17 protein-coding genes and 2 pseudogenes are annotated in these 24,691 nt (G+C 71.5%); 8 read left to right on the top strand and 11 right to left on the bottom strand.

Translation table 11 applies throughout. The annotated features are described in order from the left end of the window. Positions 1-319 precede the first annotated feature (319 nt). Positions 320-997 (bottom strand): SDR family NAD(P)-dependent oxidoreductase, encoded by a 678-nt coding sequence (locus OG202_RS07265; RefSeq protein WP_328222523.1) that lies wholly within the window; start codon positions 995-997, stop codon positions 320-322. A 153-nt stretch (positions 998-1,150) separates the two neighbouring features. On the opposite strand from OG202_RS07265, the gene OG202_RS07260 reads away from it, so the two are divergent. Further along, positions 1,151-1,849 (top strand): TetR family transcriptional regulator, encoded by a 699-nt coding sequence (locus tag OG202_RS07260; RefSeq protein WP_327730890.1) that lies wholly within the window; start codon positions 1,151-1,153, stop codon positions 1,847-1,849. Between the two features lie 435 nt (positions 1,850-2,284). Here OG202_RS07260 and OG202_RS07255 read toward each other — a convergent pair whose 3' ends face one another. From OG202_RS07255 to OG202_RS07240, 4 genes are all read right to left on the bottom strand, one after another. Beyond that, on the bottom strand, positions 2,285-3,319 hold the full coding sequence (locus OG202_RS07255) for a 2-hydroxyacid dehydrogenase (RefSeq protein WP_328222522.1): 1,035 nt from the start codon (positions 3,317-3,319) through the stop codon (positions 2,285-2,287). Between the two features lie 202 nt (positions 3,320-3,521). After that, on the bottom strand, positions 3,522-4,571 hold the full coding sequence (locus OG202_RS07250) for an L-idonate 5-dehydrogenase (RefSeq protein ID WP_328222521.1): 1,050 nt from the start codon (positions 4,569-4,571) through the stop codon (positions 3,522-3,524). Between the two features lie 116 nt (positions 4,572-4,687). After that, positions 4,688-5,473, bottom strand: a complete 786-nt coding sequence (locus tag OG202_RS07245) for an SDR family oxidoreductase (RefSeq protein ID WP_328222520.1) — start codon at positions 5,471-5,473, stop codon at positions 4,688-4,690. Continuing rightward, positions 5,470-6,402, bottom strand: a complete 933-nt coding sequence (locus OG202_RS07240; RefSeq protein WP_327730894.1) for an NAD(P)-dependent oxidoreductase — start codon at positions 6,400-6,402, stop codon at positions 5,470-5,472. The genes OG202_RS07245 and OG202_RS07240 overlap by 4 nt, the downstream gene beginning before the upstream one ends. Before the next feature lie 199 nt (positions 6,403-6,601). On the opposite strand from OG202_RS07240, the gene OG202_RS07235 reads away from it, so the two are divergent. Both OG202_RS07235 and OG202_RS07230 read left to right on the top strand, forming a co-directional pair. Then, a complete protein-coding gene (locus tag OG202_RS07235; RefSeq protein ID WP_328222519.1) occupies positions 6,602-7,942 on the top strand; it encodes an MFS transporter in 1,341 nt (446 codons plus the stop codon). Between the two features lie 198 nt (positions 7,943-8,140). Next, on the top strand, positions 8,141-9,628 hold the full coding sequence (locus OG202_RS07230; RefSeq protein ID WP_328222518.1) for a gluconokinase: 1,488 nt from the start codon (positions 8,141-8,143) through the stop codon (positions 9,626-9,628). On the opposite strand, the gene OG202_RS07225 is transcribed toward OG202_RS07230, so the two are convergent. The 6 genes and pseudogenes from OG202_RS07225 to OG202_RS07200 form a co-directional block, all read right to left on the bottom strand. Further along, positions 9,576-10,481, bottom strand: coding sequence for an MFS transporter (locus tag OG202_RS07225; protein ID WP_328222517.1), 906 nt, complete (start codon positions 10,479-10,481; stop codon positions 9,576-9,578). The genes OG202_RS07230 and OG202_RS07225 overlap by 53 nt on opposite strands. A 7-nt stretch (positions 10,482-10,488) precedes the next feature. Continuing rightward, positions 10,489-10,908: pseudogene (locus OG202_RS46460) on the bottom strand (MFS transporter); the annotation flags it as partial. A 578-nt stretch (positions 10,909-11,486) separates the two neighbouring features. Then, positions 11,487-12,383: a phosphogluconate dehydrogenase (NAD(+)-dependent, decarboxylating) gene (gnd, locus tag OG202_RS07215; RefSeq protein ID WP_328222515.1), complete on the bottom strand. Its 897-nt coding sequence runs from the start codon at positions 12,381-12,383 to the stop codon at positions 11,487-11,489. Between the two features lie 6 nt (positions 12,384-12,389). Then, the gene (locus OG202_RS07210; protein ID WP_328222514.1) at positions 12,390-13,352 is read right to left on the bottom strand and encodes an NAD(P)-dependent oxidoreductase; all 963 of its coding nucleotides are present in this window, start codon (positions 13,350-13,352) and stop codon (positions 12,390-12,392) included. Between the two features lie 128 nt (positions 13,353-13,480). Continuing rightward, a complete protein-coding gene (locus OG202_RS07205) occupies positions 13,481-14,548 on the bottom strand; it encodes an NAD(P)-dependent oxidoreductase (protein ID WP_328222513.1) in 1,068 nt (355 codons plus the stop codon). Then, positions 14,548-15,540, bottom strand: coding sequence for a cyclase family protein (locus OG202_RS07200; RefSeq protein ID WP_328222512.1), 993 nt, complete (start codon positions 15,538-15,540; stop codon positions 14,548-14,550). The genes OG202_RS07205 and OG202_RS07200 overlap by 1 nt, the downstream gene beginning before the upstream one ends. A 229-nt stretch (positions 15,541-15,769) precedes the next feature. On the opposite strand from OG202_RS07200, the gene OG202_RS07195 reads away from it, so the two are divergent. From OG202_RS07195 to tkt, 5 genes and pseudogenes are all read left to right on the top strand, one after another. Further along, positions 15,770-16,525, top strand: a complete 756-nt coding sequence (locus OG202_RS07195; protein WP_319699156.1) for an IclR family transcriptional regulator — start codon at positions 15,770-15,772, stop codon at positions 16,523-16,525. 156 nt (positions 16,526-16,681) lie between these two features. Beyond that, on the top strand, positions 16,682-18,277 hold the full coding sequence (locus OG202_RS07190) for a sugar ABC transporter ATP-binding protein (RefSeq protein WP_328224660.1): 1,596 nt from the start codon (positions 16,682-16,684) through the stop codon (positions 18,275-18,277). Continuing rightward, positions 18,277-19,503 (top strand): annotated as a pseudogene (locus tag OG202_RS07185) (ABC transporter permease); the annotation flags it as partial. The gene OG202_RS07190 and the pseudogene OG202_RS07185, both read left to right, overlap by 1 nt. 333 nt (positions 19,504-19,836) lie before the next feature. Further along, the gene (locus tag OG202_RS07180; RefSeq protein WP_326585937.1) at positions 19,837-20,955 is read left to right on the top strand and encodes a substrate-binding domain-containing protein; all 1,119 of its coding nucleotides are present in this window, start codon (positions 19,837-19,839) and stop codon (positions 20,953-20,955) included. A 144-nt stretch (positions 20,956-21,099) separates the two neighbouring features. Beyond that, on the top strand, positions 21,100-24,375 hold the full coding sequence (tkt, locus tag OG202_RS07175; RefSeq protein WP_328222510.1) for a transketolase: 3,276 nt from the start codon (positions 21,100-21,102) through the stop codon (positions 24,373-24,375). The last annotated feature ends 316 nt before the right edge of the window (positions 24,376-24,691 follow it).

Genomic DNA, 24,691 nt, shown 5'->3' with positions numbered 1-24,691 from the left:
CGAGGGCGCATGGCCCGGCGAAGTGTGCGGGCGCGGGTTCAGGTTTCACGGACGGGTCCTCCCGATTGCGGTCTGACCAATCTGGACCCCGCCGCCACAATCAGGGAAATCGATTATGTGGATGTTCGGTATCCACAAGTTTTATTCTTGCTGGTCGTCGTCGTACCGCTCGGTGGCAGACCAACCCGGTGAGGGGTGCGGGCCCGTGCGGTGGACGATCGGCACGTGACCGGAGCGGCAGCCTTCCCCTTGGTCACGACGCGGAACGGCATGCCGCACCGCGTCGCGACCAAGGGCCGGCGCGGGAGCCGACGCGGCCTCAGCCCCTGTAGACGATCTCGCCCTGGTCGCGCTTGGTGGTGTGCAGGTCCCAGTAGACGGAGGAGATGGCCTCGGGTGTGGCCGCCTTCAGGTTGGGGTCGATCGAGGCGCCGCCGAGCGCGACGTCGATGGCGACGTGGGCGGCCTGGATGCCGGTGCCCTCCAGTTCCTTGTGCAGGTTGACCACCCAGTTGCGCAGCGCCGCGGCGGCGGCGTTGACGTTGCCGACCATCGGCAGCGGGTCGAGTGAGCCGGCGCCGGTGGTGTAGAGCAGGGTGCCCGTGCCGGCGTCGCGCATCGCGGGCAGGACCGCCTTGGTGGCCGCCATGGCCCCGTACAGCTGGAACTCGATCTCGTGCTGGATGTGGGAGGGGTCGCTCTCGGCCGGAGTGACCAGCATGGTGGATTCCACGGCGAGCGGGGAGTACTCCAGGACGTCGATCCCGCCGAACCGGGCCGCGGCGTCCTTGAGCGCCTGGGTGAGCGCGTCGTGGTCGAGCACGTCGGCGGGGAACGCGGCGGCGGTGATGCCCTCGGCGGTGAGCGTGTCGACGAGGCCGTCGAGCTTCTCGCGGTTGCGGGAGATCAGGGCGACGTCGAAGCCCTGTGAGCCGAAGGTGCGGGCGATGGCCATGCCCATTTGAGGGCCGGCTCCGATGATGGCGATGCTGGTCACAGCGATCCTTTCGTAAGTCTCGGTGGGGAGCGGGGAAGCGACAGTAACTGGATAGATCTATCCGATTCAAGAACCGGATAGACCTTTCCGGCTCGTCGAAGCCAGGCTAGCACCAAAAATGGATAGGTCAATCCAATTGCTAGACTGGCAGACATGACCCCTGGCCCCCAGCACCCCGACGACACCGCCGCCCAGCCGCTGCGCAGCGACGCCGAGCGCAACCGGGGGCGGATCATCGCCGCCGCACGCGGGGTCTTCGCCCGAGACGGCCTGAACGCCTCCATGGCATCCGTGGCCCGCGAGGCAGGTGTCGGGATCGCCACCATGTTCCGGCGCTTCCCCACCAAGGAAGAGCTGGTCGCCGCCGTCTTCGCCGACCGGATGGACGCCTACGCCGACGCGGTCGCCACCGCCCTCGACGACCCCGATCCCTGGCACGGTTTCGTCGGCTACCTCGAGACCGCCTGCGCGATGCAGGCCGCCGACTACGGCTTCGCCGACGTGCTGACCACGTCCTTCCCCACGGCCAAGGACATGGAGGGGCGCCGCAACGAGGCACTCGAGGGCATGCTGCGGCTCATTGAGCGTGCCAAGGCCGCGGGCCGGCTGCGTGAGGACTTCGACTCCTCGGACATCGTGCTGCTCCACATGGCCAACGCCGGCGTCGTCAACGCCACCGGCGCCGCCGCCCCCGACGCCTGGCGGCGCGTCGTCGCCCTGTTCGTCCAGTCCTTGGAGGCCCCGGCCCGCGGGCCCCTGCCTCCCTCGCCCCCGCACGACGACCTCCACAAGGCCATGCTCCGTGCCAGTTCCGCCGACCTCACCACGCCGGAACCGGACACGACCAGCTGACCTCAGGTCGGTCCCGCCGTACCTGGGTCAATCGCGGCGGCAGCACGCTCGGAAAGGGCGACCAGGGCGGCACGTCGCGTTGGATGCGGCGCACCGCGGTCCGGAGAGCCCGGCGAGGGCACGGGTCGCGACGTGCGTGCGCATCCCACACCACCAGCGTTGCCCGTTCTCATCGCTTCGAACAGGAGGCGCCGGTGCTCTCAGCCGTCGCGTCGGCGCGTCGGCGCGTTGACGTCCGCCGGATTTCGAGCCGGGGTTCCGTGGACGCCCGTTCCGGGCTCGGAAAGCCCCGCTTGGCCCGTAGAAGGAGGGATGCGGCGCTACCTCAGGGTGCGCGTCACGATCGCGTTGACGGGCGGCCCCGGGCCGGCAGGCCGATCGGGTCGTCGACCTCGGAGTCGAAACGGAAGGCGTGTGCCGATTGGCCTGGGGTTATCACTTCGCCACGTCAGCCCGACCGTTCGTCCGGGCCACCGCCGGCCGTGCCCTGGTCCCCGGCAGCGGCGTCGGTGCCGGTTCGCCTTCCAGCACCGCTTCGATATTGCTCGCCGCCAGCTCAACCATCGCCGCGCGCGTGGCCTCCGTCGCCGAGCCCACATGCGGCAGCACCACCAGATGAGGCTCGGCGAAGAGTGAATCGCCCGGGTCCGTACGGGGCTCGTCCACCATCACGTCCAGTCCCGCCGAGTGCAGCTTCCCGGCGCGCAGCGCGGCGACCAGTGCCTCCTCGTCGACGATTCCGCCCCGTCCGGTGTTGACGAGCGTCGCCGTGGGTTTCATCAGGGCGAGTTCCGGTGCGCCGATCATGCCGGCGGTCTCGGGCGTCAGGGGAGTGTGCAGGGACACCACGTCACTGGTGCGCAGCAGCTCGTCGAAGGTGACCCAGCGGGACAGGTCGTCGTCCTCCTTGCGGCGCGGATGGTGGTGTTGGACCCGCATGCCGAATCCGGCCGCCCGCCGTGCGAGGGCCTTGGCGATCTGCCCGTAGCCGATCAGCCCGAGCGTCGCGCCCTGTACGTCGAGCCCCAGGAAAGCGTCCATGCTGAAGGCGCCCCACTCGCCGCGCCGCAACGCGGCCATGCTGGCGCCGAGGCGCCGCCGCGCCATCAGGATCAGCGCCATCGCCACGTCGGCGGTGGTGTCGGCGAGCACGTCGGGGGTGTGCGTGACCACCACGCCGCGCGCGGCGGCGGCGTCGACGTCCACGCCGTCGTAGCCCATCGACGCGAGCGCCACGACGCGGAGGCCGGGGCCGGCCGCGTCCAGCAGTGCGGCGTCCACCCGGTCGCTGCCGAGGACGAGCAGCCCCTCGCAGCCGCGGACCAGCGTGCCCAGTTCGGCGGAGCCGGGGGGCGCCGTTCCTTCCCAGGCGGTGACGTCGTATCGCGAGGCGAGCCGTCCGACGGCGGGGCCTGGCAGGCCGGTGCGGCTCACCGCGACGCGGGGACGGGGTACGGGTGTGCCCGACATGCTGAACTCCCATGGTCGGAGCGGATGTTGGCGGGTGAGGGGTAGCCCTGGGTGGGCCGGAGTGGATGGGGCACCTCGCCGGGACCGTGCGGGTGAACTGGCCAGGGAAGGAGCCGCTCGGGCCCGGCGGGCGGACACGACCGCCGCCGCGACAGGCGGTCCGGTGCGTGGCCGGTCCGCGTGCGGGCGTAGTCGGACCGCGTCAGGGCTTCGTCGCATCCGAGAAGTCGAGGAGCACCTTGCAGGACCGCGCCGGGTCGGCTGCCAGTTCGAAGGCTTCGCCGGTGTGCGCCACGGGGAGTACGGAGGTCACCACCGGGTCCACCGGGAGGCGGCCGTCGGCCAGCGCCCGGAGTACCTCGCCGAGCTCGGTGTCGAAGCGGAAGGAGCCGATCAGCCGTAGCTCCCTCGTGATCACCGCGTTCGCGGCGACCGGGGTGTCCCCGGGCGGGAGCAGGCCGAGGCCCACCACCAGGCCGCCGCGGTCCACTCCGTACACGCAGGTGCGCAGCCCGGCGGGGTTGCCCGAGGACTCGATGGCGATGTCCGCCGCCAGTCCCTCCAAACCGTCCCCGGTACTCGCGGGGCCGCCGATCCGTACGGTCGAGTCGGCGCCCACCTGCTTGGCGACGGCCAGCGGCGCCTCGTGGACATCGGTCACGGTGATCTCACCGGCTCCGGCGGCGCGCAGGGCCGCGACCACCAGGCAGCCGATCGGTCCGGCACCGGTCACCAGGACCCGCTTGCCTCGTACGTCGCCGGCCTGTCGTACCGCGTGCCAGGCGACCGCCGCGGGCTCGGCGACCGCGGCGAGCCGCAGGTCGAGGCCCACGGGCAGGGGCAGGACCCGTTCCGCGGGCACCACCAGGACATCGGCGAAGCCGCCCTGGACGTGGGGGTTGCGGGCGGCGCTGCCCAGATAGCCGGTGTCCAGGCAGGTGTTGCGCCGTCCCGCCGCGCACTGTCGGCACGTGCCGCAGGAGGCCAGGGGATGCACGGCCACCGGGGTTCCGGGCGGCGGTGCCTGCGTGCCGGGGCCCGCCGCGCGTACCAGGCCGACGATCTCGTGACCGAGGACGAGTGGTTCGCGCAGCCGGAACTCGCCGACCGCGCCGTGCCGCCAGTAGTGCAGGTCGGAGCCGCAGATCCCGCCGTAGCGGACGTCGACCGCCACCTCGCCGGGGCCGGGCACCGGCACCGGCCGCTCCTCCACGCGCAGGTCGCCCGCCCCGTGGGCCACGACCGCTCGCATCGTCGATGAGGAAGATGAGGAAGATGAGGGCAAGTTTGATGGGTTATTGCTCGGTGGGTTCGTGCTCGGTGGGTTCGAGCTCGACGAGTTTGCTGGGTTCATGTCCTCGGTCCTTCTCAGATGACCGCGGTCAGGCCGCCGTCGACGGCGATCACCTGACCGTTGACGAAGTCCGACGCGGGGGCGGCGAGCCACACCAGCGTGCCGACGAGATCCTCGACCGAGGCCCAGCGCCCGGCCGGGGTACGGCCCCGGATCCAGGAGTCGAAGGCGGGGTCGTCGACGAGGGGGCGGGTCAGTTCGGTGACCACATAGCCGGGCGCCAGGCCGTTGACCGTCAGCCCCGACCCGGCCCACTCCGCGCACATGCCCCGGGTCAGCATGGCGAGGCCGCCCTTGGAGGCCGCGTAGGCGGCGATGCCGGGACGGGCGAGCCAGGTCTGGACGGAACAGATGTTGACGATCTTTCCGTGGCCGCGCCCGACCATGCCCGCGGCCACCGCGCGGCCGATCAGGAAGGCGCTGGTGAGGTTGGTGTGCAGGACCCGTTCGAAGTTGTCGGCCGAGACCTGGAGGAGCGGTTCGCGGTGCTGTACGCCCGTGTTGTTGACCAGGATGTCCAGCGGGCCGACCCCGTTCTCGATTTCCTGGACCGCCGCCTGTACGGCCGCCTCGTCGGTGACGTCGAAGGGCACGGCGTGCACCTTGGTCCCGGTGCGTTCGGCGAGTTCGGCGCGGGCGCGTTCCAGGGCCTCGGGATCGCGGCCGTTGAGGACGAGTTCGGCGCCCGCCTCGGCCAGTCCCGCAGCCAGGGCGAATCCGATGCCCTTGCTGGATCCGGTGACCAGGGCCAGTCGGCCGGAGAGGTCGAACAGCGAAGGGCCCTTGGCTGAAACCGTCATGACCCGTCTCCCGCCGGACCGTTTCCGGTTCCCATTCCCATTCCCATTCCCATTCCGGTTCCGGTTCCGTAGTAGTGCATGAGTGCGGCGTTGTCGGCGTCGCCGTGGCCCGCCGCGGCCAGCCAGCGGTGGAGCTCGGAGACGGCGGTGGTGACCGGCAGCGGCACTCCTTCCGAGCGTGCGTAGTCGCGGGCCGCCTCCAGGTCCTTGACCATGTTGCTGACCCGTCCGGTGGGGGCGAGATCGATCTCGGCGAACTTGACGAAGAACTCCTGGAGCAGCGCCGAGTCGGCCCTGCCCCCGGTGAGCGCCGCCTGTACCTGCCGTGGCGGCAGACCGGCCGCCCGCACCAGGGCGGCGGCCTCGGCGAGGGCGGCGAGACCGCAGCCGACCAGCACCTGGTTGACGGACTTGACCAGCTGCCCCGAGCCGGCCGGGCCGAGGTGGGTGAGCTGGGAGGAGAGCGCCCCGAGCACGGGCAGCGCCCGCTCCACCTGGTCGTCCTCGCCGCCGAGCATCAGCGTCAACTCGCCGCGCTCCGCGCCCGGCGCGCCGCCCGACAGAGGGGCGTCGACCCAGCCAGCGCCGAGCTTCGCCGCACGTTCGGCGAAGTCGCGGGTGCGCCCGGGATCGATGCTGGACATGTCGATGACCAGGACGCCCTCGGGTGTGGCGGTGAGGACCCCTTCGGGGCCGAAGACCACCTGCTCGACGATGTCGGCGGTGTTGAGGGAGAGGATCACCACGGAGGACGAGGCAAGCTGTGCCGCCGAGTCCGCCGGGACGGCGCCGTCCCTGGCGAGATCCGCCACCGCGTCCTGCCGGACGTCGTAGACCCGCACGATGCGTTCACGCCGCAGCAGTCTGCGGGCGATGGCCGACCCCATGACCCCGAGCCCGGCGAGGCCCACCTCTGGATGTCCTGACACTCAAACCAACCTCCTGAACCAAATGCTGTTCGTCGAACAACATACTGGCCGCAGGTGATGGGGAAGTGCAACTGTTCGTCGCCGTGCATCCTTGTCTGTTCAGCATATTGGCTTGAGTCCCGCATGCTGTTACGGTCCTGGGCGTCTACAGATGTACGGCGCGTCACCGCGCACCGTGGAGACGGAAGGGCGGCATCCCATGCAGGTGCGAACGACGACATCCCGGCCTGCCGACGGGGCGAGCGACCGGAAGAACCCCCGTCTGCGCCGTGCGCTCGTCACCAGTTCGGTGGGCAGTGCCCTCGAGTACTACGACTTCGCCATCTACGGCACCGCCTCGGCCCTGGTGTTCAAGCACCTCTTCTTCCCCGGACTCGGCCCGGCGGTCGGGCTCGTCGCCATCTTCGCCACCTACGCGGTCGGCTTCTTCGCCCGCCCGCTCGGCGGGCTCTTCTTCGGCTCGCTCGGAGACCGGCACGGTCGCAAGACCGTGCTGGTGGTGACCGTCGCGCTGATGGGCGGCTCGTCCTTCGCCATCGGGCTGCTGCCCACCTACCACACGGCCGGGGTGTGGAGCCCCGTCCTGTTGATGTTCCTGCGTCTGCTCCAGGGCTTCGGAGCCGGAGCGGAACAGGCCGGGGCCTCGACGCTGATGGCCGAGTACGCCCCGCCGGCCCGACGCGGCTACTACGCGGCACTGCCCTTCGTTGGCATCCAGGTCGGCATGCTGCTCGCCACCGCCCTGTTCATCCCGCTGGCCCAGCTCGACGAGGACGTGCTGTTCGGCTGGGTGTGGCGGGTGCCGTTCCTGCTGAGTGCCGTACTGATCCTGGTCGCGGTATACATCCGGCTGAAGCTGGAGGAGAGCCCAGCCTTCGAGCGACTGGAGGAGAGCGGCGAGATCAGCCGGCGACCGCTGCGCGACCTCATGGTCAACAGCCGCCGCAATCTGTTCATCACCTTCGGCCTGCGGATGGCCGAGAACGGCACCTCGTATCTCTATTCCACGTTCAGCATCAGCTACGTGACCACCGTGATCGGCGTCTCCAACTCGGTCGGCCCGCTCGCCGTGGCCTGCGCCTCGCTCGCCGGTATCGTCACCATCCCGCTGTTCGGCATGCTCTCCGACCGGATCGGCCGGGTTCCGCTCTACCGGATGGCCGCACTGTTCCAGGCGGTCTTCGCCGTCCCCGCCTTCGCGCTGATGAGCTCCGGGAACACCGTGCTGATCTGCGTGGTCATCACCCTCGGCATCGGAGTCGGCGTCAACGGCATGCTGGGGTCCCAGTGCGCGCTGCTCGCCGAACTGTTCGGGGCGAGACACCGCTACACCGGCGTCGCGATCGGGCGAGAGTTCAGCGCGATCATCGCTGGCGGTATCGCCCCGTTGCTCGGCGCGACGCTGCTGCTGGCTTTCGACGACGCCTGGTGGCCGCTGGCGGCCTACGTCGTCGTCCTCTCGCTGATCACCTTCGTCACCACCTTCGTCACTCCGGAGACCCGGGGCCGGGATCTCACCGATCTCGCCGACGCCCGCTGAGCGATCCGGCCGCCCCTCGGCGGCCCGGCCCCTGCCCTCGGACGGCGGGCCCTGAGCCCGGCCCCCGGACGGCGGGCCCTGAGACAGCCGGCCCCGCGCCCTGCCCCCTGCCCGCGGGCGCGGGGCCGGCATCCACGCCACCCCACGGAACAGCACACCGAGTCGAGACCCGCCACGGAAACGGAGAAGGAGACAGTGATGAAGGACGAGACCCAGGTGGTGCTCGGGATCGACCTGGGTACCACCGCGACCAAAGTGGTCGCGGTGGACGGTGCCTACCGTGTGGTCTCGACCGTCGAGCGACCCGCACCCCTGCGCACCGGACGGCACGGGGAAGCCGTCCACGACCCGGAGACGGTGCTGGCCGGAGCGATCGAAGCGGTCCGGGAGAGCGCCGGGATCTGCGCCGGGCGCGGTCTCCCGGTCGTCGCCCTGTCCTTCAGCGCCGCGCTGCACACCCTGCTCGCCCTGGACTCCTCCGGCGAACCGCTGACCCCGGCGCTGAGCTGGGCCGACACCCGGGCCGCCGACGTCGCCCGACGGCTGCGCGCGACCGGAAGCGCCGACGCGCTGCACCGGGCGACCGGAACCCCCGTGCACTCCATGGCCCCGCTCACCAAACTCGCCTGGTTCACGGCACACGAGCCCGACCTCGTACGGCGCACGGCCACGTGGTGCGGCCTGAAGGACTACGTCCTCTCCCGGTTCACCGGTCGGCTGGTCACCGACCGGTCCTGCGCCTCCGCCACCGGCCTGCTGGACATGCGCACCACCCGATGGCACGGCCCCGCCCTGGACATCGCCGGGGTGAGCGCCGACCGGCTGCCCGAACTCGTGCCGACGACCGCCGCGTTCACACTGCTCCCCGACGTCGCCGCCGCGCTGGGCCTGCCCGCCGGGCTGCCCGTGGTCGCGGGGGCCGGGGACGGCCCGCTGGCCAATCTCGCCGTCGGGGCCACCGCTCCGGCCACGGCCGCGCTGTCCCTCGGCACCAGCGGCGCCCTCCGTGTCGTACGCGACCGGCCCGGCGTGGACGAACGCTGCCGGGTGTTCTGCTACCACCTCGCGGACGGGCTGTGGGTACTCGGCGGGGCGGTCAGCAACGCCGGGGTCGTCGCCCAGTGGGCCGCCGAGTCCTTCGGCGGCGTCGACGTGGGCGATCTGCTGAAGGAGGCGGGCCAGGTGGAGCCGGGCGCAGAGGGCCTGATCGCCCTGCCGCATCTGCTCGGGGAACGCGCACCCTGGTGGGACCCGGACGCGCGCGGCGCCCTGATCGGGCTGCGCCGCGGACACGGCAGAGCCCACATGACCCGGGCCATGATCGAGGGTGTCGGGCAGCAACTCGCCCTGGTACGCGACTCCTTGCTCGCCGCCGACGCGCCGATCACCTCGGTACGGGCCACCGGGGGAGCCCTGCGCTCCCCCCTGTGGGCGGAGATCGTCGCCGCCGCGCTCGACATGCCTCTGGAGATCACCGACGACACCGCGGGCTCGGGCTTCGGCGCGGCACTGCTCGCCCGGCACGCGCTCGGAGCCCTGCCCTCGCTGACCTCTCCGGTGCCCGGTGCCCGCGCCCACCGCACCGTGACCCCCGATCCGACGGCGGCGCGACGGCTGGCGGAGACCCGCGGACTCAGCGAACAGCTGTACCAGCTCCTGCGCGAGGTGCAGAGGCCGCACCTGTGACCACTGCGCCGGCGTCCCGCCGCAGTCGTGCCGCCTCCGCGACCGTGACCAGGGGAAGCAGGGCGAGCAGCGCGAACGCCACCCGGTAGGGGGCGGCGGGACCGGCCAGACCCAGCAGGGGCGCGATCGGGCCCGCCGCGTGCAGCGCCAGGGCGCCGAAGGCGACCCCGAGGCCGGCGGCGAGCTGCTGCACCGTGCTGGAGAGCGTGTTGGCGCCGCTGGTACGGTCCGCCTCGATGTCGGCGAAGCCGATCGTCGCGTACGCGCTGAGCGAGACGGACCGGCACACACCGCTCATGAACAGCACGGACACCACGACGGCCATCGGCGTGTGCGGGCCGAGCAGCCCGCACAGCACGAAGGTCACCGCCGTCGCGACACCGTTCACCAGCAGCACCGTACGGAAGCCGAAGCGGCGCAGCAGCGGGGTGGTGAGCGGTTTGACGGCGACGTTGCCCGCGAACACCGCGATGAGCACCAGCCCGGCGGTGGCCGCGCTCCAGCCGAAGGCCCCCTGGAACATCAGGGGCAGCAGGAACGGCACGGCGGTGATCGACGCGCGGAACAGGGCGCCACCCGAGTTCGACACCCGGAAGGTGTCCACCTTCAGTGCTCCGAGGTCGAGCAACGGGCGTCGGCAGAGCTGGAAGTGACGCACCGTCACCAGGCACAGGGCGACTCCCGCGGTGAACCAGGACGCGCCCGCGCCCCAGGCGGCGGGCGCATCCCCGAACCGCTCCAGCGCCAGCACCAAGGTCGCGAGCCCGGCACCGCCGGCCGCGAAGCCCACCCAGTCGAGACGGGTGCGCTCCGGCCGCCGGAGATCGGGGACGAGCCGCAGGGCGAGCGGCAAGCGCCAGCACGCCCAGCGGCACGTTCACCAGGAAGATCCAGTGCCAGGAGGCGTACGTCGTGAACAGCCCGCCCAGCGCCGGTGCGAGGACCGGGGCCAGCAGCCCGGGCCAGGTCAGCCAGGCGATCGCCCGCAGCAGATCCGGCTTCCGGGTGGAGCGCAGCACCGCCAGCCTGCCGACGGGCACCATCATCGCCCCGCCGATGCCCTGCGCGACGCGCATCACCACCAGCTCGGGAAGCCCGCCCGCCGCCGCGCAGAGCGCCGAGGCGAGAGTGAACACGGCGATCGCCCAGACGAAGACCCGGCGGGCGCCGTAGCGGTCGGCGGCCCAGCCGCTCACCGGGATGAACACCGCCAGCGCGACGAAATACGCCGTCATGGCGACGCCGATGTCGGCCGGTCGCACCCCGAAGGACGCGGCCATGTCGGGGGCGGCCGTCGAGATGATCGTGCCGTCCAGGTTCTCCATGAAGAAGGCCCCGGCGACCAGCAGAGCCAGTGCCCGGCCCGCTACCGAGCCCTTCGGGCCGTCCCCGCCACTCACCGGTGCCTCTCCGTACTGTGCTGTCCCGACGACGGCCCGCCGGTGCCGGTGCTCATGGGCACGGACATCGGCGTCGGCGGGTGAGCGCCGAACGGGCGACGCCCGTCGGGTTGTCGCCGTCCTGGGTGTGCATGGTGTCCTTCACTCATCACGCCGGCGTGTCCGCCCCTGGCAGTCCGCCGCTACGGCTCCTGGTCGCCCGCCCCCGGGGCATCCGCCTCGGGACCGGACGGTGTCCTCGCCTCTCCCGGCGCACTCGGGGGGTATCCGGGGCGTGGCGGACCACGGACCGGGGGGCGACTCGAGGGCCCTGGTGTGAGCGCGTGGTGCTTGGCACTCGCTTCTTCGGGGGGCCGTCGTCCGGGGACGTCGACCACCTGCAGTGCGTACGGCTGCCGTACGGCCTTCGGCGGTTCCCCGACCTGGTGCGGGTCCCCGGCGGGACACGGCAGGGGCGGTCAGCTCTGCGTCGCCCCGCCCCCGGCGGTGGCGTGCACCGCGTGGCCGCCGAACTGCCGACGCATCGCCGCGAGGGCCTTGAGCTGGTCCGCGTCCGGCTTGCGGGAGGCGAAGCGGGCGAAGAGGGCGGCGGTCATGGCGGGGGCGGACACGGAAAGGCGTACCGCCTCCTCGACCGTCCAGCGGCCCTCTCCCGAGTCGTCGACGCGGCCGGAGAGGGTGGCCAGGCCCGGGTCCTCGTCCAGGGCCCGCACCAGGAGGTCGAGCAGCCAGGAGCGGACGACCGTGCCGTGCCGCCAGGAGGCGAGCACCTTGGGCACGTCGGGCACGTACTCGCTGGCCTCCAGCAGCTCGTAGCCCTCGGCGAGCGCCTGCATCATGCCGTACTCGATGCCGTTGTGGACCATCTTGGCGTAGTGCCCGGCGCCGACCGGGCCCGCGTGGCACAGCCCGTCCCGGTCGGGGGCGAGCGCCTCCAGCAGCGGCCAGACGCGCTCGACGTGCTCGTCCCGGCCGCCACACATCACGGCGTAGCCGTTCTCCCGGCCCCAGACGCCGCCGCTGACCCCGCAGTCGACGTAGCCGATACCGTGCTCGGCGAGCATCCGGGCGTGCTCGGTGTCGTCGCTGAAGCGGGAGTTGCCGCCCTCGACGATCACGTCGCCGGGGGACAGCAGTTCCGCGAGCTGCCGCAGGGCCTGGCGGGTCGGGTCGCCCGAGGGGAGCATCAGCCACACCACGCGGGGTCCGGCGAGCTTCGCGACGAGTTCCTCCAGGGAGCCGGCGTCACGGTCGGGGGAGGTGCGGCTGTAGCCGAGCACCTCGTGGCCGCGGTCCCGCCAGCGGGCAGCCATGTTGCCGCCCATGCGTCCGAGTCCGACGATTCCTATCTGCATGTGCCTTCAGTCCTTCGTGCGGTGATCGGAGGGGTGGGGGTGATCGGAGGAGTGGGGCGAGGCGCCGCGCAACAGGCCGAGGACGACGCTGTTGTCCAGGTCGCCGAGGCCCTGGTCCACGACCGCCGCGTACAGCCCGGCAACGGTCGTGGAGAGTGGCAGTGCGACGCGTTCATCGGCGGCGCTGTCCAGGACGAACCCGAGGTCCTTGTGGAGGTAGCGGGCCGGGCCGGAGGGGGTGAAGTCGCCCTCGGCCAGGTGGTGCCGCTTCTGTGCGAGCACCTCGGAGGAGGCGAGCCCGCCGGCGAGTACGTCGAGCAGTGCGGCGGGTTCGAGGCCGCCGCGTTCGCCGAGCAGGACGGCCTCGGCGAGCGCGACCAGGGTTCCGGCGACGACGAGTTGGTTGCAGGCCTTGGCGAGGGAGCCGGAGCCGGTGTCCCCGAGGCGCCGTACGGTCGAGCCCATCGCCTCCAGATACGGGCGGATCCGTGCGACCGTCTCGGCCGGGCCCCCGGCCATGATCGACAGGGTGGCGTCGCGGGCGCCCCTCACGCCGCCGCTGACGGGGGCGTCGACGACCGTGATGCCCTGCGGGCGCAGTTTCCCGGCCAGGGCGCGTACCGCGACGGGGGAGACGGTGCCCATCACGACCAGGGTGTCCATGACCGGCTGTCCGGAGCGCAGTCCGTCCGGGCCGTCCAGCCGCTCGATCACCTGGGGGAGGTCGGGGAGCATGGTGAGGACGACCGGTGCGGCGGCGGCCACCTGCTCCGGGCTGTCGGCGGTACGGCAGCCGGCGGCCGCGGCGGTCTGCAGCGGGGTCCGGCCGCGGTTCCAGGCGAGTACGTCGAAACCGGCCCGGGCGAGGTTCACCGCCATGGGCAGGCCCATGGCGCCGAGCCCGAGGAATCCGACAGTCGCCGGACGGCCGGGCCGCCCGGTGCCGGGGCCGACGTCGGCGACGCTCATGCGCCGGCTCCCGCCGGAGTACTCTGACGAGCCGTCAACTCGGCGAGACGGTCGATCAGTCGAGGGCTCTCGACCACCAGTCGCCGGACGGCCGGGCCGCCCGGTGTCGGGGCCGACGTCGGCGACGCTCATGCGCCGGCTCCCGCCGGAGTGCTCTGACGATTCGTCAACTCGGCGAGGCGGCCGATCAGTCGGGGGCTTTCTATCACATCCCGGTTGACCACGAAGGGCGGTACGCGGCCCGCGGACACCTCCAGCACGGCCCGGACCGCGCTGCCACCGTTCCCGGCGGACATCTCGTCCGTCCACGCCAGGGCGTGCGGGCTGAGCACGACCTGGTCCATGCCCAGCAACGGATTGTCGGCGGCGGGCGGTTCGCTCTCGAACACGTCCAGTCCGGCGCCCCTGATACGCCGTACCCGCAGCGCGTCGATCAGGGCGGCCTCGTCCACGATGGGTCCGCGGGCCACATTGAGGAGGACGGCTGTGGGCTTCATCAGCGACAGCCGTCGCGCGTCGACGAGATGACGGGTCTCCTCCGTCAGCGCGCACATCACGATCACGGCATCGGCCTGCGCCATCACGGTGTCGACGTCCACGAGCCGTACGCCGAGCCCGGCGGCGGTCTCCGGCGGGCAGTAGGGGTCGTACGCCACGATGTCGACCTCGAACGGCCGCAGCAGTCCGACCAGATCGCGGGCCGTGTTGCCGAGGCCGATCAGACCGATACGGCGGCCGGTGAGCCCCAGGCCCATCCACTGTTCCTTCTCGGCCCAGCGCCCCTCCCGGACCAGCCGGTCCTTGGTGGTCACGTTGTGGAGCACGGCGAGCAGCAGGGCGAGGGCGGCGGTGGCGACCGGGCGCCGGGCGCCGTCCGGGGTGATGGTCACCAGGGCGCCGTTGCGGGTGCACGCGTCGAGGTCGACGGTGTCGTAGCCGACGCCGAAGCGGGCGAAGAGGAGCGGTGGGCGGGCGGCGCCCTCGAAGGTGCGCGCCGTGACGGCGGGGCCGGCGAACAGGACGGCGTCCAGGCCGTCGACGTCCGCCGCGAGGAGTTCCTGGGTGTCGCGCGGCAGGTAGTGCCAGTCGACGCCGGCGGCGTCGAGTTCGCCGAGCCGGATGTCGCCCCACACGTTGCGGCCGTCCGCGTCCAGGAAGTCCCGGCTGACTCCGACTCTGAACCCCGCGGCGCTCATCACAGCACCGCGATCGGGTTGACGGGCGAACCCGTGCCGCCGGGGACGTTCAGTGGGGCCACGACGAACAGGAACTCGTAGCGGCCGGCCTGCGCGCAGGCGGCGGAGAGCGCTTCGAGGTCGAGGTTGTCCAGCAGCGGCACGCCCATGGCGGTGATCGCGAGGGCGTGCACGGGGGAGTGCAGCCCTTCGACCGGGGAGGGCCGTACGTCGCTGTCGCCGTCGCCGCCGAGCAGCGCGATCCCGCGCTCGGCGAACAGTGGCATGGCGTCCACGTGGAAGCCGGCGCTCGCGTCGTCCGGGTTCCAGGCGCCGAGCTCGGCGCGGCGCCGGAAGTGGCCGGAGCGCAGCAGCACGGCGTCGCCGTCGCCGATGGTGATGCCGAGGGTCTTCTCGGCGGCGGTGACGTCCTCGGCGTGCACGGCCCGGCCGGGCTCCAGCCAGTCGGTGCCGAGGACGGCGGGCATGTCGATCAGTACGCCCTTGGTGACCAAGGGGCCGAGCGAGGACACGGCGCCGAAGCGGGCGCCGCCCGCGTCGACGACCTCGCGTGCGGTGCGGCCGTCGTAGAGCTGTCCGCGGTAGGCGATGTGGGAGAGCGCGTCGAGGTGGCTGACGCCCTTGCCGTGGTAGTCGACGGCGATGAAGTCCTTGTGACAGGACGGTTCGGGGGCCTCGACGTCGCCGAGGTCGGACATGTAGTGGAGGGCGGGCTTGCCGTTGTCCGGGCCGGGCGCCGTGTTCCACGGCAGGGCCGTCGGGACGGTGGTGCCGGTGCGGACCAGGGCGGTGGCGCGGCGGGCGTGCTCGGGGGTGACCCGGTTCCAGGCGCCGCGGTCGGCGTCGGCCGGGGCCCAGCGGCCCCAGGTGCTCAGCTGGTCGAAGAGCGTGTCGAACTGTGCGCGGGACAGGGCGGGTCCGTTGTCCGGTTCGCGGCCGGAGGCGTGGTCGCGGGGGGAGGGGGGAGATGGATCGTGCGGGCTGCTGGTCATCTGCTGCTCAGCGCTCCAAGGCTCGCAGGGTGTCGTCGGCCGGCCCGGAGGGCGCGCTACGGTCGAGTGGTCCCGAAGGGATGCGGAGAATCTCGACGGCAAAGCGTGCGCCGACGGCATTGTCGTTCGGGGGCACACGAGAGACAATAGCCAATATGCTGAACGACGAACAGAATGATGGGTGGAGTTGCTGGTGAGCGCAAGTGACCCGGGTAGCCTCGTTCCCGCTGTGACGCGGGCCGTGGCCATCCTCGACGCACTCGGCGAGGCGGAAGGGCGCCCGCTGTCGGTGAGCGAGATCGCGCGCGCCCTGGGCCTGCCGAAGTCCTCGACGGGCAATCTGTGCGCCTCGCTGGAGGCGGCCGGCATGATCGCGCGCAACGGCTCGGGCTTCAGTCTGGGGCGCAAGCTCGTCGAGCTGGGTGGCCGCTACCTGGCCACCGTCGATCAGCTGCGCGACTTCTACGAGCTGTGTCGGCGCAGTGCCCACATCTCGCGGGAGACCGCACGGGTGGCCGTACTCGACGGCTTGGACGTCCTCTACCTGGGGCGTTACGACGGCACGCAGCCGTTGCGGCTGACCGCCAACATCGGTGACCGCTTCCCGGCCAACTGCACGGCCACCGGCAAGGCCATCCTGTCCACACTGGATCCGGCCGTGGCCGAGGACCGGCTGCGCGGCCGTACCCTGCCCGCGCTCAGCGAGCGGTCCATCACCTCCGTGCCCGCCCTGATGGACGACCTGGCGAAGGCTCGGGAGCGCGGCTACGCGATCGACGACGAGGAGGCCACGGCGGGCATCCTCTGCCTGGCCGTGCCGGTCAACGGCTTCCGTACGGACTCGGCGCCCTTCGCGATCAGTGTCACCGTGCTCAAGGCCCGGCTCGACGACGAGTTCCGAGAGGCCCTGCTGAAGGACCTGCGGACCATCGCCGCAGGGCTGGAGAACCCCATGCTTCCGCAGGGGGCGCCGCCCGGCGGCTGAGTTTCGAGGGCCTGCGCGCGCCCTCTTCGGTGTCACCCGCGGCGGCCGTACGGAGTTCTCTCCGTACGGCCGCCGTAACTTTGAGGCAATAAAAAACCGGCAGAACCATTGACCAACATGCTGGTAGCTGTACAGGATTCTGGTCGAGCCGATGGAATGGTCCTCGGCTGGCAGATCCCTTCGGAGAAGTCCGTGTATGACGCTCCCGATGACACAGCTGACACAGCTGACACAGCTCCACACCGGCCCCTGGTAAGCATCCGGGGGCTGCGCAAGCGATTCGGCGGCACTCTCGCCCTCGCCGACGTCGACCTCGACCTTCACCCGGGCAGGGTTCTCGCCCTATTGGGTCACAACGGTGCCGGTAAGTCGACCCTGATCAAGGTCCTCGCCGGGGTCTACAAAGCGGACCAGGGCGAGGTCACCGTCGCGGGCCACCTGCTCGGCACCGAGGCCGCCTCCGCGGAGATGTCCTTCATCCACCAGGACCTCGGCCTCGTCGAATGGATGACGGTCGCCGAGAACATCGCACTCGGCACCGGCTACCCGCGCCGCGCCGGGCTCGTCTCCTGGAGGCAGGTCCGCGAGCGCAGCACCGAGGCGCTGGACATCGTCGCCGGTCACCTCGACCCGGACGCCGCGGTCGCCGACCTCACCCGCGCCGAGCGCTCCCTCGTCGCCATCGCCCGCGCCCTCTCCACCCGGGCCCGGCTCATCGTCCTCGACGAACCCACCGCGAGCCTGCCCGCCGCGGACTGCGCCCGCCTCTTCGACGTCCTGCACACCCTGCGCGACCGAGGACACGGCATCGTCTACGTCAGCCACCGGCTCGACGAGGTCTACCAGGTCGCCGACAGCTTCGCGGTCCTGCGCGACGGTCACCTCATCAGCGAGGGCCGCCTCGCCGACCACGGCCCCGACCGCATCGTGCGCGACATCGTCGGCCACGAAGCGGAGACCCACCGCCCCGAGCCCGGCCCCAAGGCCCCCACCGATGAGGCCCCTACCGTGCTGCGTCTCACCGGTGTCACCACCGAGGGCGCGGGCCCCGTCGACCTGGAACTGCGCGCCGGGGAGGTCCTCGGCATGGTCGGCCTCACCGGCGCCGGCCACATGGATCTCGGCCGTGCCCTCGCCGGTTCCCGGCCGATCCGGGACGGTGAGGCACTGCTCGACGGCAGGCCCTACCGGCCCGACTCGCCCGCCGCGGCCGTCGACGCGGGCATCGGCTTCGTCACCAGCAACCGCCAGGAGGAGGGCTGCGCCCTCGAACTCACCGTCAGGGAGAACTTCCTGGCCAACCCGCGGGCCGACAGCCGCTCCCCGTGGCGCTGGATCAGCCCGTCACGCGAGCGCGCCCGGGCGGCAGCGCTGGTCGAGAGGTTCGGCGTACGCCCGGCCAACTCCGAGGCACCCATCGCGACCCTCTCCGGCGGCAACCAGCAGAAGGTCATGATCGGCCGCTGGCTGCGCCTCAGCAGGCGCGTCGTGATCCTGGAGGAGCCGACCGCGGGAGTCGACGTCGGGGCCAAGGCGGAGATCTACCGCCTGCTCGACGACGCGCTCGCCCAGGGACTCGCTGTCCTCCTCATCTCCACGGACTTCGAGGAAGTCGCCGACGTGTGTCACCGCGCCCTGGTCTTCGTACGGGGCCACGTGACCGCCGAACTCAGCGGCGAAGCCCTCACCGTCACCGAACTCACCCACGCCGCGTCGGCCATGCCGGCGCTGACCGGAACGGCGGACAACTGATGGCCACCGAGACCGAAGCCGCTCGCCCGCGGGCCGACCACGGCGGAACCCCACCGCAGGACGGGACCGTCGGGGACGGCGCCCGCAAGGGAACACCCCGCGGGTCGCGCAAGCAGTCCCCGGGCGGCGCCGACAAGGACGCGAGCAGCGGCTCCCTCGTCGCCCGGCTGCGCGGCGGCCACCTCATCGGCACCTACGGCCTGTTCGGCCTGACCCTCCTGCTGTTCGTGATCTTCGCGCTGGCCCTGCCGGACACCTTCCCGACGATGGACAACGCCTCGTCGATCCTGTCCAACCAGTCGATCCCCGCGATCCTCGCCCTCGGCGCGATGATCCCCATCGTCACCGGCAAGTTCGACCTCTCCGTCGGCTACGGACTCGGCTTCGCCCACGTCCTGGCCATGCAGCTCATCGTGAACAGCGGCTGGCCCTGGCCGATCGCCTGCGTCGTCGTCATCCTCGGCGGCGGCATCGTCGGTGTACTCAACGGCCTGCTGGTGGAGTTCGCCAAGATCGACTCCTTCATCGCCACCCTCGGCACCGGCAGCCTCCTGTACGCCTGCACCGGCTGGATCACCGACGGCGCCCGGATCGTACCCGGCCCAGGCGGCCTGCCCCCGGCCTTCACCGACCTGTACGACTCCACGTTCCTCGGCCTGCCGGTCCCCGCGTTCTACGTCCTCGCGCTCGCCCTGGTGCTCTGGCTGCTGCTGGAGCGCCTGCCGCTCGGCCGCTACCTGTACGTCATCGGCTCCAACGCCCGCGCCGCCGACCTCGTCGGCATCCCCACCCGCCGGTACGGCATCTACGCCTTCGCCGGCTCCGGACTCGTCGTCGGCTTCGCGGGCGTCCTGCTCGCCGCACAGCAGCAGATCGGCAACCCGAGTGTCGGCATGGACTACCTGCTGCCCGCCTTCGTCGGCGCCCTGCTCGGCTCCACCGCGATCAAACCGGGCCGCGCCAACGCCGCCGGAACCGTCGTAGCCGTCGCCATCCTCGCCATCGGCCTGGCCGGCATCCAGCAACTCGGCGCCGAGTTCTGGGCGACCTCCCTGTTCAACGGCGGCACGCTGCTCCTCGCGGTCGGCCTGGCCGGCTACTCCGCCCGCCGCCGGCTGCGCGCCGGCGCCAGTGCCACCCGCCGCTCACTGTCCACACCCGGGACGGAACCCGCGGCGGAACCCGGGACGGAACCCGCGGCGGAACCCGCGGCGGAACCCGGGACGGAACCCGCGGCGGAACCCGCGGCGGAACCCGCGGCGGAACCCGCGGCGGAGCATCCGGCTCCTGCCGTGATCGGTTCGTCCGCGCCCGGTCCGTCCGTCACGTCCGTCACCGCCGCGTCCGACGACGACGCGCCGCACACCCCCTGACCGCGGACAACCTCCGCGCCCGGTCCGTCCGTCACCGCCGCGTCCGACGACGACGCGCCGCACACCCCCTGACCGCGGACAACCTCCGCGCCCGTCTCGTCGCCTGCTCGACTCCCGTCTGTCGTATCGCCCTCAAGGAGCACCACCGTGTCGTACCACCCCACTCGCAAGGCAACCATCAGAGCCGTGGCCGCCCTGGCCGTGCTCACCGCTTCCGTCGCAGGCTGCACCCGGGGCTCCGAGGGCGCCGGCTCCACCTCCGTCGGCGGGTCCTCGGAGGCCGGCTGTCCGGCCGTCCTGGCGAAGGCGAAGAAGGCGGTCGCGGGCGCCGAGGCCGTCGACGCCCCCTGGGGTGGGCCGACCACGGGCCCCAAGGCGGTCGCCGGCAAGACGGTCGTCTACGTCGCCCAGAGCATGACCAATCCCGGCGTTGCGGGCGCCGCCGAAGGCGTCAAGGAGGCCGCGAAGGCCATCGGCTGGAAGGCGCGGATCATCGACGGACAGGGCACCCCGGCCGGTATCCAGGCCGCCGTCAGCCAGGCCGTCGCCGTGAAGCCCGACGGCATCGTCCTGTCCGGCTTCGACCCCAAGTCGACCGCACAGCAGGTCGCACAGGCCAACGCCGCAGGTATCCCGCTCATCGGCTGGCACGCCGTCGGTACCCCCGGACCCAGCACGAACCCGAAGCTCTTCAGCAACATCACCACCAAGGTCGAGGACGTCGCGAAGATCAGCGCCGACTGGGTCATCAGCCAGTCCAACGGCCGAGCCGGCGTGGTGGTCTTCACCGACGCCTCCATCCCGTTCGCCAAGGGCAAGTCGGACCTGATCGAGAAGGAGCTCGCCACCTGCTCCGACACCAAGGTGCTGTCCACCTCCAACATCCCGATCGCCGACGCCAGCAGCCGTACCCCCCAGGAGGTCTCCGCGCTGCTGTCCCGCTTCGGCACCAAGTGGACGCACTCGGTGGCCATCAACGACCTGTACTTCGCCGACGCGGCACCCGCGCTGCGGGCGGGCGGCAAGCAGGGCAACGGTGCCCCGTTCAGCATCGGCGCCGGTGACGGCGACCCCTCGGCCTTCCAGCGCATCAACAGCAAGCAGTTCCAGGCGGCCACGGTGCCCGAACCGCTGTCCGAGCAGGGCTGGCAGATCGTCGACGAGTTCAACCGCGCCTTCGCCGGCAAGCCCGCCAGCGGCTACGTCGCCCCGGTACACATCACCACGGCGGCCAACAGCGGCGGCGGCTCCTCCTGGGACCCGGAGGGATACCGCGAGGCGTACCGAAAGCTCTGGGGCAAGTAGACGACACCGTCGGCGCCGGCACGTCCCTCCCGTCGCTCCCCGGCGGGCGGGGGCGGCTCCCTCGGCCCCGGTCTCCTCTTTTTCCGTCCGTCCTCACCTTCTCCCACGTCCTCACCGTCCTTCCGTAGACACAGGAGCTCACGCGTGAATCCGCGCTCGACCGCTTCCGCCCCCGCGTGGACCGAGTTGGACCAGCGGGCCGTGGACACCGCCCGCGTCCTGGCCGCCGACGCCGTACAGAAGGTCGGCAACGGCCATCCGGGTACGGCGATGAGCCTGGCGCCCGCCGCGTACACCCTCTTCCAGAAGGTGATGCGGCACGACCCGGCCGACCCCGACTGGGTGGGCCGTGACCGGTTCGTCCTGTCCGCCGGTCATTCCTCCCTGACCCTCTACATCCAGTTGTACCTGGGCGGCTTCGGGCTGGAGCTGGCGGACCTGGAGTCCTTCCGCACCTGGGGTTCGAAGACCCCGGGCCACCCCGAGTACGGGCACACCAAGGGTGTGGAGACGACGACCGGGCCGCTGGGGCAGGGTGTGGCCAACGCGGTGGGCATGGCGATGGCCGCCCGCTACGAGCGTGGTCTGTTCGACCCGGAGGCCGCCCAGGGCGACTCCCCGTTCGACCACCACGTGTTCGTGATCGCCGGTGACGGGTGTCTGCAGGAGGGCATCTCCGCGGAGGCGTCCTCGCTGGCCGGTCACCAGAAGCTCGGCAACCTGGTCCTGCTGTGGGACGACAACCACATCTCGATCGAGGGTGACACCGAGACGGCCGTGTCCGAGGACACCGCCAAGCGGTACGAGGCGTACGGCTGGCATGTGCAGCGTGTGGAGCCGAAGCCGGACGGCGACCTCGACCCGGCCGCGCTGTACGCGGCGATCGAGGCCGCGAAGGCGGTCACCGACAGGCCGTCGTTCATCGCGATGCGCTCGATCATCGCCTGGCCCGCGCCGAACGCGCAGAACACCGAGGCCGCGCACGGCTCGGCGCTGGGTGCGGACGAGGTCGCGGCCACCAAGCGGGTCCTGGGCTTCGACCCGGCCAAGAACTTCGAGGTCACCGACGAGGTCATCACGCACACGCGTGCCCTGGGCGAGCGTGGCCGTGAGGCCCGGGCGGCCTGGGAGAAGCAGCTCCAGGAGTGGCGCAACAACAACGCCGAGCGGGCGGCCGAGTTCGACCGGATCAGCGCGGGTGAGCTGCCGACGGGCTGGGAGTCGCATCTGCCGGAGTTCGAGACGGGCAAGGGTGTCGCCACCCGTGCCGCGTCCGGCAAGGTCCTGCAGGCGCTGGGCGCGGTGATCCCGGAGCTGTGGGGCGGCTCGGCGGACCTGGCCGGTTCGAACAACACCACGATCGACAAGGCGTCGTCGTTCCTGCCGGCGGACAACCCGCTGCCGGAGGCGGACCCCTACGGCCGCACGATCCACTTCGGTATCCGTGAGCACGCGATGGCCGCGGAGATGAACGGCATCGCGCTGCACGGCAACACCCGTATCTTCGGCGGCACGTTCCTGGTGTTCTCCGACTACATGCGCAACGCCGTCCGTCTCTCGGCGCTGATGCACCTGCCGGTGACGTATGTGTGGACGCACGACTCCATCGGTCTGGGCGAGGACGGCCCCACCCACCAGCCGGTGGAGCATCTGGCCGCGCTGCGGGCGATCCCGGGTCTGAACGTGGTCCGTCCGGCCGATGCCAACGAGACGGCGATCGCCTGGCGCGAGATCCTCAGGCGCTGGACCAAGGAGTTCGGCAAGGGCGCGCCGCACGGTCTGGCGCTGACCCGTCAGGGTGTGCCGACGTACGAGGCCAACGAGGATGCCGCCAAGGGTGGTTACGTCCTGTTCGAGGCCTCCACCGGAAGCCCGGAGGTCGTGCTGATCGCGACCGGTTCCGAGGTGCATGTGGCCGTCGGGGCGCGTGAGCGGCTCGAGGCCGGCGGGGTGCCCACGCGGGTCGTCTCGATGCCGTCGGTGGAGTGGTTCGAGGAGCAGGACCAGGGGTACCGGGAGAGCGTTCTGCCGCCGTCCGTCAAGGCGCGTGTCGCGGTCGAGGCCGGGATCGGTCTGACCTGGCACCGGTACGTCGGTGACGCCGGTCGCATCGTTTCGCTGGAGCACTTCGGTGCTTCGGCCGACGGCAAGGTCCTCTTCCAGGAGTTCGGCTTCACTGCCGAGAACGTGGCCGCCAAGGCCCGGGAGTCCATCGCCGCCCTGGACAGCGACCGCAACCGCGAGCACCACCAGATAGGAGAAGCGACTTCCATGACCGGCGACGCACTCAAGCACCTCTCCGAGGAAGGCGTCGCGATCTGGCTGGACGACCTCTCCCGCAGACGGATCACCTCCGGCGACCTCGCCGAACTGATCAAGCGCAAGCATGTGGTCGGCGTGACCACCAACCCCACCATCTTCGAGCAGGCGGTCGGCAAGGGGGACGACTACGCGGACCAGATCCGTGAACTGGCGCTGCGTGGGGTGACGGTCTCCGAGGCCGTCCGCATGATCACGACGGCGGACGTCCGCGACGCCGCCGACATCCTGCGCCCGGTCTTCGACGCCACCGGCGGCCGTGACGGCTGGGTCTCCATCGAGGTCGACCCGCGCCTCGCGCACGGTACGGCCGCGACCGTGGCCGAGGCCAAGCAGCTCGCCTGGCTGGTGGACCGCCCCAACACCCTCATCAAGATCCCGGCCACCATGGCGGGCCTGCCGGCGATCACCGAGGTCATCGGCCTCGGTATCAGCGTCAACGTCACACTGATCTTCTCGCTCGCGCGCTACCGCGCGGTCATGGACGCGTACCTCGCGGGCCTGGAGAAGGCCAGGGAGCGCGGCCTGGACCTGTCGAAGATCCACTCGGTGGCGTCCTTCTTCGTGTCCCGCGTCGACACCGAGATCGACAAGCGACTGGACGCGATCGGCACCCCGGAGGCCAAGGGGGCCCGCGGCAAGTCCGCACTGGCCAACGCCCGCCTCGCCTACCAGGCGTACGAGGAGGTGTTCGGCTCTGCCGACGGATCGACACGGCCTTCCGGCGCCTGGGCCGACCTCGACCGGGACCGGGCGAACAAGCAGTGCCCCCTGTGGGCCTCGACGGGGGTGAAGGACCCCTCTTATCCCGACACTCTCTACGTCACCGAACTGGTCGCACCGGGCACGGTCAACACCATGCCGGAGGCCACCCTCGATGCCACTGCCGACCATGGCGAGATCACCGGGAACACCATCGCCGGGACGTACGAGCAGGCCCGTGCCGACCTCGATGCCCTCGCCGGACTGGGCGTCTCCTACCGCAATGTCGCCCACGTCCTGGAGGAGCAAGGGCTCCAGAAGTTCCAGCAGTCCTGGGACAGCCTCCTGAACGCCGTACGGCATGCGCGGCCACCCAAGGCGAGCGCTCTTGCCGACTGAGATGGCCGGCCGACTCCGAGAGGGTCCGAGATGGATGCGTGACGGGCTGGCAGCCGAGTGAACGGCGCATCGACCCAGCCCATCGACCCAGCCCATCGCGTCATATCACCGGGGCGGGGCGGGGCGGGGCGTTGCGCACGACTGGGCACAACGGCACGGTCGGCGACGGCCTGCCGGAAGCCCAGGACGGCCGCTGGTCCCGTGCGCCTGGACCCGGCTACGCGGGGCGCGGGCACAGGACCTCGAGAGGACCGGCGAGGATCTCGGCGAGACCGTCCATATGCTCTGGCACCGGCGCAGGGCGGTGGATCGGATG

The organism is Streptomyces sp. NBC_00310 (assembly GCF_036208085.1).
In the GTDB taxonomy this organism is placed as follows: domain Bacteria; phylum Actinomycetota; class Actinomycetes; order Streptomycetales; family Streptomycetaceae; genus Streptomyces.
Note: the sequence above shows the minus strand (reverse complement) of the source record. Positions and strands in the feature narration are given on the sequence as shown.